Annotated in this window: 11 protein-coding genes; 6 read left to right on the forward strand and 5 right to left on the reverse strand. The window is 63.6% G+C overall.

The features are described 5' to 3' along the window. Nucleotides 1–80: 80 nt before the first annotated feature. Entirely contained in the window at nt 81–761 is a 681-nt protein-coding gene (locus IQ25_RS17675) for a TetR/AcrR family transcriptional regulator (protein WP_144907596.1), read from the reverse strand. A 184-nt stretch (nt 762–945) separates the two neighbouring features. Here IQ25_RS17675 and IQ25_RS17680 point away from each other — a divergent pair, with 184 nt between their 5' ends. Genes IQ25_RS17680 through IQ25_RS17695 form a run of 4 tightly spaced genes read left to right on the forward strand, consistent with a single transcriptional unit; the run spans nt 946 to nt 5140 of the window. Further along, nucleotides 946–1422 carry a (2Fe-2S)-binding protein gene (locus tag IQ25_RS17680; RefSeq protein WP_144907597.1) on the forward strand — a complete coding sequence of 159 codons (477 nt, stop codon included), beginning with the start codon at nt 946–948 and terminating at the stop codon, nt 1420–1422. Continuing rightward, a complete protein-coding gene (locus tag IQ25_RS17685) occupies nt 1419–3581 on the forward strand; it encodes a xanthine dehydrogenase family protein molybdopterin-binding subunit (protein ID WP_144907598.1) in 2163 nt (720 codons plus the stop codon). Before IQ25_RS17680 ends, IQ25_RS17685 begins: the two co-directional genes overlap by 4 nt. Nucleotides 3582–3591: 10 nt before the next feature. After that, entirely contained in the window at nt 3592–4569 is a 978-nt protein-coding gene (locus IQ25_RS17690; protein WP_144907599.1) for an XdhC family protein, read from the forward strand. Nucleotides 4570–4579: 10 nt separating this feature from the next. Then, the gene (locus tag IQ25_RS17695; RefSeq protein WP_158637786.1) at nt 4580–5140 is read left to right on the forward strand and encodes a nucleotidyltransferase family protein; all 561 of its coding nucleotides are present in this window, start codon (nt 4580–4582) and stop codon (nt 5138–5140) included. Here the strand turns inward: IQ25_RS17695 and IQ25_RS17700 are convergent. The 3 genes from IQ25_RS17700 to IQ25_RS17710 form a co-directional block, all read right to left on the reverse strand. After that, nucleotides 5128–7257, reverse strand: coding sequence for a penicillin acylase family protein (locus IQ25_RS17700; protein ID WP_144907601.1), 2130 nt, complete (start codon nt 7255–7257; stop codon nt 5128–5130). The two genes, IQ25_RS17695 and IQ25_RS17700, sit on opposite strands and share 13 nt — an antisense overlap. Before the next feature lie 72 nt (nt 7258–7329). Continuing rightward, the gene (locus IQ25_RS17705; protein ID WP_144907602.1) at nt 7330–8349 is read right to left on the reverse strand and encodes a response regulator; all 1020 of its coding nucleotides are present in this window, start codon (nt 8347–8349) and stop codon (nt 7330–7332) included. After that, nucleotides 8249–11608 carry a hybrid sensor histidine kinase/response regulator gene (locus tag IQ25_RS17710; protein WP_144907603.1) on the reverse strand — a complete coding sequence of 1120 codons (3360 nt, stop codon included), beginning with the start codon at nt 11606–11608 and terminating at the stop codon, nt 8249–8251. The genes IQ25_RS17705 and IQ25_RS17710 overlap by 101 nt, the downstream gene beginning before the upstream one ends. 369 nt (nt 11609–11977) lie before the next feature. Here IQ25_RS17710 and IQ25_RS17715 point away from each other — a divergent pair, with 369 nt between their 5' ends. Further along, entirely contained in the window at nt 11978–14392 is a 2415-nt protein-coding gene (locus IQ25_RS17715) for a TonB-dependent receptor (protein ID WP_144907604.1), read from the forward strand. Between the two features lie 106 nt (nt 14393–14498). Here the strand turns inward: IQ25_RS17715 and IQ25_RS17720 are convergent, their stop codons facing one another. Next, nucleotides 14499–16061, reverse strand: coding sequence for a tetratricopeptide repeat-containing sulfotransferase family protein (locus IQ25_RS17720; protein ID WP_144907605.1), 1563 nt, complete (start codon nt 16059–16061; stop codon nt 14499–14501). A gap of 208 nt (nt 16062–16269) precedes the next feature. Between IQ25_RS17720 and IQ25_RS17725 the strand changes: the two genes are divergently transcribed. Then, a complete protein-coding gene (locus tag IQ25_RS17725) occupies nt 16270–16680 on the forward strand; it encodes a low affinity iron permease family protein (RefSeq protein ID WP_144907606.1) in 411 nt (136 codons plus the stop codon). Nucleotides 16681–16694: the final 14 nt, after the last annotated feature.

Here is a 16694-nt window from a genome sequence, read left to right on the forward strand (position 1 = left end):
CCTTTGCCTAACCGACAGCAAGAGACTTGACGACTGTCCAGATTCGGTCAACGCCTTTTTTGCGCTTGCGAAGAGAACGGCTATTTCCGGTCGGTCAGACCTGCAATCTCTGCCGATGTTACGGTCTTTGCAAGCGCAACCAGCGCATGTGTCGCAATCGCGGTGAATGCACCCTTTCTTGAGGCCCAGGGTTTTTCGTAACCAAGAAACGGCGTCGCCCCCTCCATCGAGGCACTGATGTAGAGCGCAACGTCCCGCATCTCCTGCACGCTCAGCGCCGGGTTCAGCTCGCCTACGTATTCGGCGATGAAATCGTGGACGCGCTGGTAGAACAGCCGCACGCGATCGGCGACGAACTCGTTGTGGTTGGCCAACGCCCACAGCTCGGTGAACAGCCGCGTGGTCCGCTTGCCTGCGATGTCGTCAAGGCACATCACCACTATCAGCCGCAGCCGCTCCTCGGCATCGAGCCCCGGCTGGCGCACCGTGCGCTCGAGCAGCTTGTCGTAATTGCCGATGATGTCGTCCAGCAGCGTCTGGATCAGCAGTTCCTTCTTGGGAAAGTGATAGCTGACGTTGCCGACTTTCATCCCGCACTCGGCCGCGATGCGGCGGATGGTGAACGCACCCGCACCTTCGTCGATCAGGACGCGCAAGGCCGCCTTGAGGATCGCGTCGACGGTTTCAGTGCCGCGCGCGTAAGTGCCCGGACGCGGGGCGGACGGAAGGTCCGTGTCGAGTTTATCCGGGTGGGCAGCCATTGTCAGACGCGCATAACACCACGCAAGGCCAAGACCAAGGACGCACGTGAACAACGGGGCCAAGCTGAAATTTACCCAACAAGGCGCTTGACCGGCCCCTGATGGCTGTCCAGATTCAACTGCGCGCGACTTGGCAGTCCACGTCCGCGATCCCGGCATTCGGAAGACCCAAGGATTTGAGACGATGAGCATTTCCCTCACCGTGAACGGCCGCAAGCGCATCGTGGAAACCGATGCCGACAAGCCCCTGCTCTGGGTCCTGCGCGAGGATCTCGACATGCCCGGCACCAAGTTCGGCTGCGGCGCGGGACTGTGCGGCGCCTGCACCGTCCATCTCGACGGTGACGCCGTGCGCTCCTGCCAGACACCGATCGCCGATGCCGCCGGCAAGGCGATCACCACGATCGAAGGCGTCGGCCTCAATGACATCGGCAAGCGCGTGCAGGAGGCATGGGTCGCTCTCGACGTACCGCAGTGCGACTATTGCCAGGCTGGCCAGATCATGTCCGCCACCGCACTGCTCAAGCAGAACCCCAAGCCAACGCCCGAGGATATCGACGGCTGGATGAGCGGCAACATCTGCCGCTGTGCTACTTACATGCGCATCCGCGCCGCAATCCGCACCGCCGCAGGCCTTCCGGCCGAGGAGTCCGTGGCATGACCGACGCAATTTCGCTTTCGCGCCGCTCGTTCATCGCCACGTCGCTTGCAGGCGGCGCTGTCCTGACGCTCGACGCCTCGGTCGTCCTCGCAGCCACAACGACTACAGCTCCTTCCGATGTGCTTAACGCCTTCGTCCGCATCAACGCCGACAACTCCGTCACCATCGGTGCCAAGAACCCAGAAATCGGCCAGGGCGTGAAAGTCATGCTGCCGATGCTCATCGCTGAGGAAATGGACCTCGCATGGGAGCAGGTCCGCATCGAGCAGACCGATGCCGATGAAACGCGCTACGGCCCGCAAGTCGCCGGTGGCAGCACCGCCACCCCCCGGAACTGGCTGCCCATGCGCCAGGTCGGAGCCGCAGCCCGCGCCATGCTGGTTGCTGCAGCGGCAAAGAAGTGGTCTGTCGATCCGTCCAGCCTTTCCACAGCCAAGGGCGCCGTGATCCACGCCGCGTCGGGCAAGAGCGCGACCTACGCCTCGCTCGCCAAGGCTGCCGCCGCCGAAGCCGCACCCGATCTCGCCAAGGTTCCGCTCAAGGACGAGAAGACCTTCACGATCATCGGCAAGTCCAAGCCTGGCGTCGACGTGCCCAAGATCGTCACGGGTCAGCCACTGTTCGGTATCGACACCCGCCTGCCCGGCATGGTCCACGCAGCCGTCGTCAAGTGCCCAGCGCACGGTGGCACCGTTGCCTCGATCGATGACGCGGCGGTCAAGGCGATCCCTGGCGTTCTGGCCGTGACCGCCGTCAACAGCGGCTTCGTGCCTGAAGGCAAGTCCGATACCGTGGTGATCATCGCCGACAGCTGGTGGAAAGCCAGCAAGGCGCGCGAAAAGCTCGGCGTGAAGTGGGATGATGCTACCGTCACCGGCTTCACCACCGCAAAGTACGAAGCCGACGCCGCCAAGCTGGTCACCGCCGCCCCGCAGGCGAGCCTGCTCAAGACCGGTGATGCTGATGGCACGCTGGCCAAGGCCGCCAAAGTCATCAAGGCGGACTACGATTACCCCTTCCTCGCTCACGCCTCGCTCGAACCACAGAACTGCACCGCGCTGTTCAAGGATGGGAAGCTGGAAATCTGGGCTCCCAGCCAGGCTCCGGCCGGTGGCCGCGCTGAAACGGCCAAGCTTTGCGGCCTCTCGCCCGATGACCTGACCATCCACCTCACGCGCATGGGCGGTGGCTTCGGTCGTCGCCTCATGAACGACTACATGGTGATCGCAGGCCAGGCGGCAAAGGCTCTCCCCGGAAAGCCGGTAAAGGTCCTCTACGACCGCACCGACGACTTCCGCCACGATTTTTACCGCCCGGCTGGCTGGCACCGCTTCACCGCAGGCCTCGATGCCAGCGGCGCGCTGGTAGCCCTCAAGGACCACTTCGTCACCTTCGGCAAGGACGGCAAACCGATCCGCGCCGCGCAGATGGCGCCGACCGAGTTTCCCGCGCCGGTCGTGCCCAACGTCGATCTCGGCATCAGCTACATGGCGACCAACCTCGCCACCGGCTGGCTCCGCGCCCCCACCTCGAACGCAATGTCCTTCGTCTGGCAGTCATTCATGGACGAGGTTGCCGAGGCAGCCGGGCTTGATCTCCCCGAGTTCATGCGCCGCACCCTTGGCGCCCCGCGCGAAATTCCCGGCGAGCGGGTCGGCTTCCACACGGCCCGTGCCCGCGGCGTGATCGATGCCGTGTGCAAATCGGCAGGCTGGAAGGGGCGTGAAAAGGGACGAGGCTTCGGATTCTACTTCAGCCACCTTGGATACTTCGCTGAGATCGTTGACCTTTCAATGAAGAACGGCGCGGTCAGCATCGACAAGGTCTGGGTCGCCGGAGACATCGGAGCGCACGTGATCAACCCGATCAACGCGATGAACCAGGCGCAGGGCTGCGTGATCGACGGAATAGGTCAGGCTCTCATCGGCCAGAAGATCGTGCAGGAAGCGGGAGCCATCACCGCCGAGAACTTCGGCGATTTTGCCCTTATGCGCATCGATGCTGCTCCGCGCGCCATCGCAGTCGAGTTCGTGAAGACCGATTTCCCGCCAACCGGCCTTGGCGAACCCGCCCTGCCACCGGTCATTCCCGCGCTCGCAAACGCGATCTATTCGCTAACCGGCAAGCGGCATCGCCGACTGCCGCTGGAGATGGTATAGCCCGCGATCTATGGTCGCCACGACTCCGCTGGACATTCTCAACTTCCTCGCTGCCCGCGCGGAAGAAGGCATCGACTGCACACTGATCACGCTCGTTGCCGTGATCGGCGGATCGTCGCGTGGGGTCGGCGCGCAAATGGCGGTGGCGGCTGACGGACGGCGGATTGGCTCCTTTTCGGGCGGCTGCGTCGAGGATGCCGTCGCGCGAGAAGCCATTGACTCTCTGGACGAAGGCTGGGGCCATGTCGTGCGCTATGGCGTGGGCTCGCCCTATATCGACATCCGCCTGCCATGCGGCGGCGGGATCGATCTGCTGTTCACGCCTCGCCCCGATCCTGCAGCCATCAAGCAGGCTCTGCGGCTACTGGAAGACCGTCACCAGGCGGCCCTGCGCATCGAATGCGACAAGGTGGCTCTGGTCCGCAGCGCCGAGCAGGCCGCCTGGGATGGCAGGGCGCTCACCCATTGCTACCAACCTCCGCTAAAGGTCCACGCTTTCGGTCAGGGCGAGGATCTCACCGCTTTCTGCCGCCTGGCCAAAGCTTTCGGCACCAAAGTTCATGCGCTGTCTCCGGAATCCGAAACCTGCAGGGAGCTGGAAGCGGATGACATCGGGACGACCTTCCTCCACTCCCGGAACGTCTTGCCGCTGGCAGCGGTCGATCCGTGGTCAGCCATCGTCTTCCTCTTCCACGGGCGGGACTGGGAAGAAGGCCTTTTGCCGCAAACTCTGGCCTTGCCGGCGTTCTATCACGGTGCAATCGGCAGCCGCCGCACCCATGCCGCCCGTCTTGAAGCCCTGCGCGGTGCCGGTGTTTCCGAAGACCGCATCGCCAAGCTTCGCGGCCATATCGGGTTGATTCCGGCTACGCGCGATCCGGCAACACTGGCCATCTCCGTACTTGGCGAGATCATCGTCGAGTACAATGCACTGGCCAGCTGGACTTACTGGACCGGAACCCCACTGGAAACAGAAGCTGCTCAATGAGCCCTGCGAAGTGAGCGCTGAAAGCATCGCGCTCGTTCTTCTGGCGGCCGGACGCGGATCGCGTTTCGGCGGGGCCAAGCTGGCCGCGTTACTCGATGGCAAGCCGTTGGCCCAACATGCCGCCGAAAGCCTGGCCGCCCTGCCCGTTGCACGACGCATCGCGATCTGCTCACCAACCACGCCCGAGTTGCCGGGGTTCGAGCGCGTTCTGCTCACCCCACCCGACGCGCCGCTTTCCCGATCGATTGCGACCGGGATCGCCAGCGCAAGGCAGTCGCAAGCAGTGCTGTTCGCACTGGCCGACATGCCACTTGTGCCCACCGACCACTACGCCCGCCTGATCGCGATGTTCGATGGCAGCATGATCGGCACACGAGTCGGAGCACTGACAATGGTCCCTGCCATCTTCGGCGAAAGCCACTTCTCTGCACTGCAGTCGCTGCGAGGGGATCGTGGCGCAGGCGCTCTCCTGCGCGATGCACCGTCAGTGGACCTTGCCGAGGGGTTCGCTCTGGACATCGACACGCCAGAGGATCTGCAGAACGCCAGACAACTGCTTCAAGGCCGGTAACTGCGCTCCACATGGCCGGAGAGGTCTTCCGGGTAGAAGTACACAGGGCGCATCCTGCCAGAGGCATAGAGGTCTGCCTGGTCGTTGAAGTGCGGTGATGCCTCGCGCCCGCTTGCCCCGCCTGAGGACACCGCCATCGCTCTCACCTTCGGTCCGAACTCCACCACCGCGACAAAACTGTTGCCGCTCGTGCCATACCAGCGCCGCGTACCCGGATACTGCTTGGCTCCAAACGATGCGAGCGAGCCCCAACGCGCCGAAGCGAAGGCGACCGGAAGGCTCGGCTTGTCGTCCGAGAAGGGCTGGATAATGGCGGCAGTCGTCCGCTGATAGCGATTGACCTCGCCCCAGGGCACCTGCCACCCGCCAAAATCCGCAGTCAGCCGCGCAACCGCCCGTGCCAACGCGTCGCGGCGCTGCGCCGCTGACGTCTGCCGCATTGCCTCGAACGCGTTACCATGCCGGGGTAGCGTCGCCTGAACGCTCGCGCTCAGCTCCTCGCCCCAATAGTTGGCAAGGCTCATCGCCTGTGAATCCACCGACCAGCGCCGGTCCCACCCCTTGAGTAGCGCCACTGGACCTGCCAGCGCATCGTCTGCCGCAACTTCGGGCAGACCGGGGATCAGGTCTTCGAACAACGGCATGTGCGGATCGTACGCCAGCGCACGCAGCGCCTCGAGATCAAGCGCCTTGGCCTTGCCCAGCAATTCCAGCGCATGATCTCCGCGCGGATTGGCGCCGACCTGATCGAAGGTCGCTGCCCACCGCGCTGGATCAAGCGTCCCCTCGCCCGCCGCGCGCCAAGGCGCATCGTTAGAATTGTACAGAAAGCCCGATGGCGGATTGAGCACATCGGGTCGTTCGCTCGCCCGATATACCCCGCGCCAATCCGCTGCCGGATTGCTGCCGTCCACCGGATCGCGATAGTCGAAGCGTGCATCGCGGCGCGGCGCGAACTGCGGCAGAAACAGCGAGATATTGCCCGCCCGATCGGCAAAGAGCGTGTTGTTCGAGGAATTGGCCTTGAGTTCGGCCGTCTTCAGAAACTCGGCCTGCGAGCGCGCCTTGGTCCGCAGCCACGACTGGCTGAGCGCCGCTACAGGGCGGTGCATCAATGAGAGGGTGATCCACTTGCTTTTGCTATCACTGCGCACCACCGGGCCATGCTCGCTGGCATAAGTGATGAAAGACTTCTTCCCTATGCTTCCATCCGGCCTGCGGTAACGCAGGATGACTGGCTTTTCGGCGAATGGCTTCAAGACATTTCCACGCTTATAGAACCACTTGCCAGACTTTCTTGATACCACCTCGACAAACTCGTCGACGTTGTCCGCACCGCTGGTCGTGTGCATCCAGCCAAGGTTTTCATTGAAGCCCTGATAGATGAAGAACTGCCCCCAGGTCGAAGCACCATAGGCATGGAGGCCTTCGTCGCTTCGTATCTCCAGCTCTGATCGGAAAAATAGCGAAGTGTGGGGGTTTATCAGCAGAAGTGCGTGCCCATTGTCAGAGAGCTTCGGCGCAATCGCAATACCGTTCGATCCACGCGGCTCGTTGTCGCGCACGGTTTCCATCGCCAGCGCCAGCGGGCTCGCCTCGCCCCCATAGAATGCGGCGAGAGGCTTGATCGGTGCCTTTTCGATATCGCCACCGATCGAGCCCTCGGTGAACGACAGCGCCATCCACGGCTCGAACCGCGAAAGGACCTTGGGCTTGTCATCCGGATGCGTGGCAATGTAGTGATTGAGCCCCGCGGCCCATGCATCCATCAGCCTGCGCAGCCACGCAGGCGAGCTTGCATAATCGCGCCTGAGCGCTTCGGGATCGATCCACAACCGCTGGCGCAGGTCCTGCCACAGGAAGTCTTCGCCCTCTGCCTCTGCCCGCCGCCCCAGTGCCGTCAGCAGGTTCGCCTCTACCCGCGGAAAGTCGTCCTCGGCCTGCGCATAGATCGCACCGAACACTGCGTCGGCGTCGGTCATCCCGCGGACATGGGCGATGCCCCAGTCGTCGCGGGTTATATCGACGTCATGCCGTCGGCCTTCCGCAGCCGATGCAGGCAGGCTGGTCAGCAGAAGCGCCGCAATGGCGCTGCGGGAAAGGGGCCGGATCTTCATCAGAAGAACATAGCGCCTTTCCCGCAGCTTGGCGAAGGAAGAGGGAGAGAGCGGCCCCTTCGCCAAACCGGTTCATGCAATCGTGCGCACCGCAAACGCTGCTGCTGCCGCGCGCGTCTCCACGCCCAGCTTCTCGAACACCTGCTCCAGATGCTTGTTCACGGTGCGCGGGCTGATCCCGAGGATCTCGCTGATCACGCGGTTGGGCTTGCCATAACTGATCCACAGCAACACCTCGGCCTCGCGCTGGGTCAGGCCATAGCGTTCGCGCAGGCGCTCCACCTCGGCACCCTCGCGGATCAGGTTGAGCCGGATCAGCAACTCGCGCCCCCCCGTCTCGTCGCCCCGCATCGGTCCGACCATGACCAGTTCGATGGTCTGACCCGCCGCATCGAAGCGCAGAGAGGCCTCGGGATTGTCCCGCTGGGCCAGCAATCGGGCGACCGGCGCCGCAAACTCCGCTGGCAGCCCTTCCCCTTCGCCCATCCCGCTCATCAGCCGTTCCACCTGGGGCGTAGACCAGAGCAGTTGTCCCGCCCGGTCCACCGCGAAGAGATGCCGCCCCGTGGCGTCGAGCGCCGAGCGCCCCGCCTGCGAGACCCGCGCCGATGACAGATGCACCCGCATCCGCGCCAGCAGTTCCTCTATGGCGATGGGCTTGCGCACATAGTCCACCCCGCCCGCGTCGAGTGCGCGCACCGCATGCTCGGTCTCGGTCAGGCCGGTCATGAAGATCACCGGAATGTCGGCCAGCCGCGGCTGTTTCTTGATCGCCCTTGTCGTATCGAACCCATCCAGCCCCGGCATGATCGCGTCGATCAGGATAAGGTCGGGCGCAACGTGCTCCAGCAATTCCAGCGCATTGCTGCCGTTGGTCGCGATCAGCACGGTCATGCCTGCGCGCTCGATGGTGTCGATCAGAAAGTGCAGCGATTCCGGATTGTCGTCGACGACCAGGACCGTGTCCCGCCCCGCCTGCCCGGTCAGCGCGTCACTGAACTTGGACGACGCCTCGTCGGAGGGCCTCGCGCAGGCCCTTGAAATCGAAGCATTCGAGACTGGTACGCAAGTGTGCGACGAAGCGGGCTGCATCGGGAACGGCATCCTCAAGTTCGGAAAGTCGGTTCTGGATCGCGCGGACGTTGCCGATCCGGGCAAGGCTTTCGATTTCGGGTACGAAGGGCAAAGCGGCGGCTGGCAGGTGCAGTTCGGCAACAGAGGCGGCTGGCACCTTGCGCGGGCTCCCGTCCTCGACGGTCCACGTCAGGTCCAGCTGCCACGACAGCGCATCAAGCAGGCTGTCGAGTTCGATCGGCTTCGTCAGGAACATGTCGTGCGGATCATGCCCGTCCCCCCCGCGGCGGAACTGGTGCGCGTCTGCCGAGACCATGACGATGCGCAACGCGCTGCCATGCGCCGCCCGCAGCAGACCGGCGGTCTCCCACCCGGTCTTGCCCGGCATGGAGATGTCCATGAACACGATGTCCGGCCGCGTCGCCGCCGCCAGCGCGATCGCGGTATCGCCATCGCGCGCACCCATCACGGTAAAGCCGAGCGGCCGCAGCAGATTCTCGATCACTGCCGCCTGTGCGGCGTCGTCGTCCACGACCAGCACCCTGCGCCGCGCGCCCTCATAGCCGCTGATCACGTCCGCCCGATGGCTCTGCACCGGCTGTGTTACCGGGCGCGAGAGCATAAGCCGCAGCGCGAACCGCGTGCCTTCGCCCAGCGTGCTGTCCACCGTCAGATCGCCGCCCATCACGTGGACCAGCGTCGAGGTAATCGCCAGCCCCAGCCCGATCCCCGGCTGCCCCGCCGCCGAAGTGCTGTTGCCGCGCTCGAACGCGCCGAAGATCCGGTCCATGTCCTCAGGCGCGATGCCTATGCCGGTGTCGATAACCTCAAAGGTCGCGATTTCGCCGCGCCAGCCGATACGGAACGTTACCGAGCCGGCGGGCGTGAACTTGATCGCGTTGGAGATCAGGTTGATCAGCACCTGCCGCAACCGCTTCTGGTCGCCGCGCACGAATTCGGGCAGCTGCTTGGGCGTTTCCAGCTGGAACTTCAGCCCCTTGGCCGACGCCTGCGGCCGGAACATGTTGGCGATCTGCTCGACAAAGGCGGGAAGCCGGATCGTGTCGCGCGACAGCCGCAGCACGCCCGCCTCGACCTGCGCGATATCCAGCAGCCCGTCGACCAGGTTGGACAAGTGCTCGCTCGACCGACAGATCACCCGCCCCGCATCCTCGGGCTTGAGATCGCTGCCCCGCTCGAGTAGCTGGGCATAGCCATAAATCGAATTGAGCGGCGAGCGGATCTCGTGGCTCACCGAAACGAGATACCGGCTCTTGGCCGCATTGGCCGCTTCGGCCACCTCTCGCGCCTTCTGCAAGGCGGCGTCGGTCGCCTCATGGGCGACGATTTCCTGTTCCAGTTCCCCAAGGTGCCGCCGCGTCTCGTCCTGCGCCGCGCGGCGACTTTCATGCGCCAGCACGATGAACCAGCTGCCCACGCCCGACATGAAGAAGAACACCAGAAACACCGCGAACAGGATCGACCAGACATGCGTCGCCAGCGCCGGATAGACCCGCGCATACTCGCGCCCGATCAGCCCCAGCACCAGCATGTTGGCCAGCGTGAACGCGCCAGCGACCCCGACGAAATGCCCGGTTGTGGTGTGCACATATCGCGCCAGACGCCGCGGCAGCATCCGCTCGGCCAGGTTGGTGAACTGCTCGGTCGCCCTGCTGCCTTCCTTGCAGACATCGTGACAGCGCGTCTCGAGCGTGCAGCAAACCGAACAGATCGGCCCCGAATAGACCGGGCAATGCGCGGTATCGCCACGCTCGAAGCGGTTCTCGCAGATCACGCACGTCTGCATCGCCGCCTCTTCAGGCGCGCGCTTGCGAGCGATATAGTACCGCCCTCTCGTGATCGCCGCGAGTGCCGGTGCTGCGGCAAACGCCACGAACAGTCCGATCACCGGAGCAAACGCTTGGGCCACCTCTCCCGCAAAGCCCAGCTGGCACAGGGCCGAGGCCACCAGCGACAGCAGCATGGCACCGGTGCCAACCGGGTTCACGTCATAGAGATAAGCCCTCTGGAACTCTGTGACCTGCGGCCTCAGGCCCAGCGGCCCCGACACCAGCAGATCCGCACTCAACGCCCCGATCCAGCCCGCAGCGAGGCTGGAGTAGAGCATCAGCACGATCTCCATCGACCGGAAGATCCCGAAGAACAGCAAGGTCGTCGCCAGCCCGACATTGAACGCCAGCCATACCGCACGAGCTGCATAGCCGTGGGTCAGACGCGAAAAGACGTTCGACCACGCGATGGCACCTGCATGGGCATTGGTCACGTTGACCTTGAGCTGGCAGACCATGACCAGCACCGCCGTCATCACCAGCCCGCCACGCACAGACCCGGCGACAGGTGCAAAAGCCTCGCCGAACATCGCACCCGGCGTCGCGGCAACGTCGGGCGCTATGCCCGATGACACGGCCCAGGCCGCGAGGACCGAGCCCAGCAGCAGCTTGGCCCCGCCGATCAGCAGCCAGCCAGGGCCTCCCAGCACCACCGCTGTCCACCAACGCCGCGCGCCGATGACCGCGCGCGGCGGCATGAAACGCAGGTATTCGACCTGCTCGCCGATCCGCGGCAGCAACGAAAGCAGCACCGACAGGGCAAGACCAAAGGACACCAATTGCGGCCTGGGGGCATAGATGCCGGTAAAGTCCGCCCAGGCGGTGATCACTTCACCGCCACGCCAGAAGACATAGGCCAGCGGCATCTGTTGCAGCACGATCCACAGCGGCTGCGACCAAATCTGGAAGCGCGAGATCGTGCGCATTCCCTGCAGCGCGATAGGCAGCACCACGATAGCGCACAGGATATAGGCAAACTCGATCCCGATCCCGGTGAGGTCCTGCACGGCCACCGCCATGATGCTCGCCTCGATGGCGAACAGCAGGAACGTGAACGAGGCATAGATCAGCGCGGTGATCGTCGAGCCAAGATAGCCGAAGCCCGCGCCACGCGTGATCAGGTCGATGTCCAGCCCTTTGCGCGCCGCCTGCACGGCAATCGGCAGGCTGGCAATGAACATCAGCAGGCACCCGGCAAGGATCGCCGAGACGCTGACGCTCATGCCGTAGAACAGCGTGATCGTCGCCCCGATCACCTCACACACCAGCGACGCGCTTGTCCCCAGAGCGGTCTGCAGGACCACGCGTGATGACCAGTGCCGCGCAGCCACGGCAGTCTGTCGGTGGGCATGATCGTCAAGTGTCAGTCCGGCAACCCACTGGTTGTAGGATCGGCGCTCAGGAACGATGGTGACAGCGCGCGGCATCGCCTCAGTTTGCCCCGTCTGGCGCGCGAACATGCCGCACCACGGCAGTTGCAAACGGCACCAGGCCCGGAAGCGCTAGGAATTCTGGCGACATAACAATGTCCGTCGGCGGCACCATGTCCATGGCCCGATAGTGGCGGTCCAGGACGCTCCCGAGGATGGGCCGATTTACGTACGCCCTTTGGTGCGAACGCTATCAGCCTACGTCAAATGACCCATAGGCTCCCTTCGGCAAGCGTTTAGCTTTGTAACCACTCTGGATGAAAGTGCCGGGCCAGAGGCGTGACGGGTCAAGAAGGCTCCAGACAAAGAGAGCCACCGGCGGGGATGACTGAAGCCACGAGACAAAAACAACACAGTGAGGGTTTCATGCAATTTTCCCTGAAGCGCGCAGCGCTCCTCTCGGCCAGCGCGCTCGCCGGTCTTGCCGCCCTTCCCGCCCTCGCGCAGGAAGCCCCCGAAGCCGACGCTGCTGCCGCCGAAGCCGGTGAAGCGCCCGGCACCGAGATCATCGTCACCGCCACGCGCCGCGCCGTCTCGCTGCAGAACGCGCCGATCAACATCTCCGCCGTCACTGCCGAGAACCTCAAGGATCAGCGCGTCGATGACGTGCGCTCGCTCGCAGCGTTCACGCCGGGCGTCACCATTCAGGATACCGGCCCGCGCTCGACCGGCTCGATCGTCATGCGCGGCCTTTCGGCCAGTGACTCCAGCACCTTTGGCGCCAATGGCGACAACACGCTGGCCACCTACCTCGGCGAAATCCCGCTCTATCAGGACTTCAAGTTCATCGACATGAACCGTGTCGAAGTCCAGTTGGGCCCGCAAGGCACGCTCTACGGCCTCGGCACGCTTGCCGGTGCAATCCGCTACATCCCGAACCGTCCCGATCCGGACCGCTGGGAAGGCACCTTCCATGCCCGCGTCTATGACGTTGCCCATGCCAAGGATCCTGGCTTCGTCGTCGATGGCGTGATCAATGTGCCGATCATCCCCGGCAAGGTCGCATTCCGCTCGGCCACGGGCTATTTCAACGATCCGGGCTTCATCGATTACAATTACCTGCTGAAGACTCCGGGCGTTTCCAACCCGCAGCCCAACCGCCCCGGCACCTTCTTCGGCTCGATCGGTACTCCGCAGCAGATCGCAGACAACTTTTACTCCTATGCCGACGCCAACTTCGAGCACACCTTCACCAGCCGCAACCAGCTAGGCCTATATCCGTTCGACGGCCTGAAGGTCACGCTGAGCTACGTTCGTCAGCAGACAGACACCAACGGTCGTCAAGCCAACGGCGGCGGCGTATTCGGAACAGGCAAGTACGAAGCGCCATGGCGCTATCTTGAACCGGCAAAGCGCACGTCTGACCTCTTCGCGGCCGAAATCGAAGCTGAGCTGGGGGACATTGCCCAGCTCGTCTCGGCCACTGCATTCACGCGCCAGAAATTCAAGAGCTCGGTTGACGTGACCGACCTGCTGCTTGACCTCGACTACGACTATGAGCTGTTCCCGGCATTTTCGGGCTATACCCGCTCGAACGGCGAGAACGAGCAGTTCAACCAGGAAATCCGCCTCGTCTCCACGCACGGCGGCCCCTTCAGCTGGGTTCTCGGCGGGTTCTATAACCGCCTCAAGACCAATTCGGACTATCGTGAGATCGTTCCGGGCTTCCCGGCATGGGCAGGTATCGATCGCCCGGACGAAGTCGAGTATGCATCCTACGTTCGCACTGACACCAAGGAAAAGGCGGTGTTCGGCGAACTGACTTTCCAGCCGTTCGATGCCCTGACGCTGACGGCCGGTGGTCGCTACTTCAAGTACGATGCCTACGTCATCGGTGGTCAGGCATTGCCGCTGTTCCAGACCTTCCCCAACATCAACTACCGATCACAGCCAGGCAACACGGGCAAGGACGGCACCGTCTGGAAGTTCAACGGCTCGTACAAGTTCTCGCCCGACCTCATGGTCTATGCGACCTACAGCAAGGGCTACCGCATCGGCGGCGTGAACCGCGTCGCGCCATGCCAGCTTCCGCTTGATCCCAAAAAGCAAAACCTCTGCGCCCTGCCCAACGAGCGTTCGTTCCAGCCTGACAGCACCAAGAACAAGGAAATCGGCATCCGCGCCAGCCTGTTCGGTGGCAAGCTGCGCACCACGCTGGCCGTCTTCCACATCGACTGGGATGGCATCCAGCTTGATGGCCAGACAGAGAACGGCGCGATCGGCATCACCGTCAACGGCGGCAAAGCAGTATCGAAGGGGGTCGAGTTCTCGTTCAACGCGCGGCCATTCGACGGCTTCAGCGTGCAGGGTAACTGGTCCTACACCGATGCGCACCTGACAGAGGCTGTCCCTGGCCTCCTCCAGATCAACAATCCGTTCGGTGAAAACAAGATCGATGGTCGCCCCGGCGATCGCCTTCCGGGCTCGACCAAAGTCTCGGGCTCATTGGGCTTCAACTACGAGTTCCCGGTGGGTGAAGACAAGATGACGCTGAGCTGGACTTCCAGCTTCACCGGCAACATCTTCACCCGCGTCGGCGCACGTGCCGGCGGCGAGATCCTGCCGTCCTACACCACGCACAGGGCATCGATCGCCTACAGCGTTGATGAAACGCTCGAATTCCGGGTCTATGCCGACAACATCTTCGACAAGTACGCCGTGGTCTCGGTCTCGAACGACCTGACCCGCCGCATCGTCAACGATGGCGTTGTTTCGCGCTATTACGCCAACTCGGTGCTCAGCCCGCGCAAGGTCGGCATCGAAATGACCAAGAACTTCTGACGTTTGCGCCGGCCTGCTCCACGCAGGCCGGCACCCGACTTCCTGCGAAGACTGGGCCGCCGATCGCAAGACCGGCGGCCCTCTTTTCATTTGTAGTCAGGAAAGATCAGTCGAGCGGAATGCCGTTGGCGGTGAAGAATTTCGTCACCTCGCCAAGGTGCTGCTCGTATTGCCGCCAGCGCCCGACAGAGCGGGCATTGATCGGCTCACGCACCTGCTGCGCGCTGGGCGTCGCCACCGCTGCGGCGTTTTCGTGGAAGGCAAGGCACGCCGGGTCCCATTCAAGGCCGCAACTGGCAAGCATGCGGCGCGTCTCGACTTCCTGGTCGGCGACCAGCCACTCGTAGGTAACCTCATGGATTCGCCCGGGAAACCGCTGTCGCCAGAACGCCATGAGGCGCTGGAACAGCAACACGTAGCGCGCCGTGTCCATCAGATCGTATGACCAGCGGTAGTACGGCGATCCGGTAGCGAAGAGGTGCTTGTAATTGCTCCACACGCTGTCCATCGCGCCGCGCCGCAGGCAGACGACGCTGGCGTGCGGAAACGCCTGAAGTATCCATCCTATATACAGGAAGTTCAGCGGAAACTTGTCGGTGAACCGCCCTTCCCGCGCTCCGGCGTTCTGCCGCGCCCGGGCAAGGTAGAGTTCTCCCAATTTCTGCGCCGAAACTCCGCCCAAGGCCTCCACCGTCGGCACATCGAGCACCAGTCGCGACGAGGACCCTGCCAGCTGCTTGACCGCCAACGGCATCGCCTGAAGTTCCCCCGCAGACGTGATCTGCGGATGCGACGACAGGATGCGGTCGACCAGAGTGGTGCCGGTGCGCGGCAGTCCCACGACGAAGATCGGGGCGTCCTCGATCCGGCTGTCGGAAAGGAGCGGAAGGTCGCGCGCGAAGGTTCGGCGGATTCCCTCGAATACTGCTTCGTCGCTCTCGAACCGGTAGCCGAAGTTGGCCCTGAGTTTCGCGCTGGCGAGCGAGAGTTGCCCGAATGCCTCCGAGAGTTGCCCCTTTGCCTCGGAGAGTTGGACAATTGCATAGCGCAGCCTGACTTCTTCGATCGGGTCAGTAACTTGTGCCAGAACCCCTTGAATTCGCTCAACTTCCCCAACCATCGGCTTGCGCCTCAGGCCTGCTAGGCCAAGGTGCGCGCGGCCATGGGCGGGTTCGATGGCAAGGATCGCCTCATAGGCTGCAGCTGCCTCGTCCACACGCCCGAAGAAGCCCAGGGTGCTCGCAAGATTGAACAGGAATTCAACACTTTGCGGCTCCCCGACCACCGCCTTTTCGAACAACGGCAAAGCCTCGTCATGCGCCCCCAACCGCGCAAAGACACACCCGATCGTATCCAGCACCAACGGGTCCCCACTACCCGCCAAAACAGCCTTCCGCGCGGCCTCCAACGCCTCCGCCTCACGCCGGGCAAGCAGCAGGATGCGGGCTTGCTGGGCGAGGTATTCGGCGTTTTGAGGAGCAGATCTTACAACTGCGCCAATGGCTTGCATCGCATCGCCAACGCGCCCGCTCTCGGCGAGGGCAACCGCCGCCACGAACCCTGCCTCGACATCCCGCGGATCGCGCGACAGCGCTTTGCCGGCCTCGGTGAGAGCATCGGAAATCCTGCCGGAAGCAAGAAGTTCGCGAAGGATGCTGCCGGTCGCCATGCACCAAGCCTAGCCGCGCAACTCCCGCCACGCGCTACGCAAATTGACGCAATCGGGAAGGTGCGGCCCGGAACGGGCCACCTGTCCGAACGTTCAGGTGCGGAACCATTCCGGGAGACCTGCGATGCCTGCAAAATCGGCCGCCCAGCACAAAGCCGGCGGTGCCGCGCGATCGGCCCCGCCCGCACTCGTGCCAAAGGATTGAGCGTTGGACCAAACCTTCACCGCGATTGCCAACAAGGTATCAGGGCTCGCCGGGCGGCCTGCGACATTCGTCATCGCGCTGGCCATCATCATCGGCTGGGGCCTGAGCGGCCCGCTGTTCAAGTGGAGCGATACCTGGCAGCTGGTGGTGAATACAGGCACCACGATCATCACCTTCCTGATGGTCTTCCTGATCCAGAACAGCCAGAACCGCGATGCCGCAGCGATGCAGGCCAAGCTCGACGAACTGATCCGCGCAGTGGACAAGGCGCGCGAAGGCTTCGTCGGAATCGAGCATCTCACCGACGACGAAATCTGCCGCCTGCGCGCCGCGCTCGAACGCGAAGTGGGTGCATTGACTGACAAGCAGGCTACAGCAGGCGAGACGGTGGAGCGCCTGCTCGACCGGACCTGATCTTACCGGAGGGC

Origin of the sequence: Novosphingobium taihuense (assembly GCF_007830315.1) — a bacterium.
GTDB classification, from domain to species: domain Bacteria; phylum Pseudomonadota; class Alphaproteobacteria; order Sphingomonadales; family Sphingomonadaceae; genus Novosphingobium; species Novosphingobium taihuense.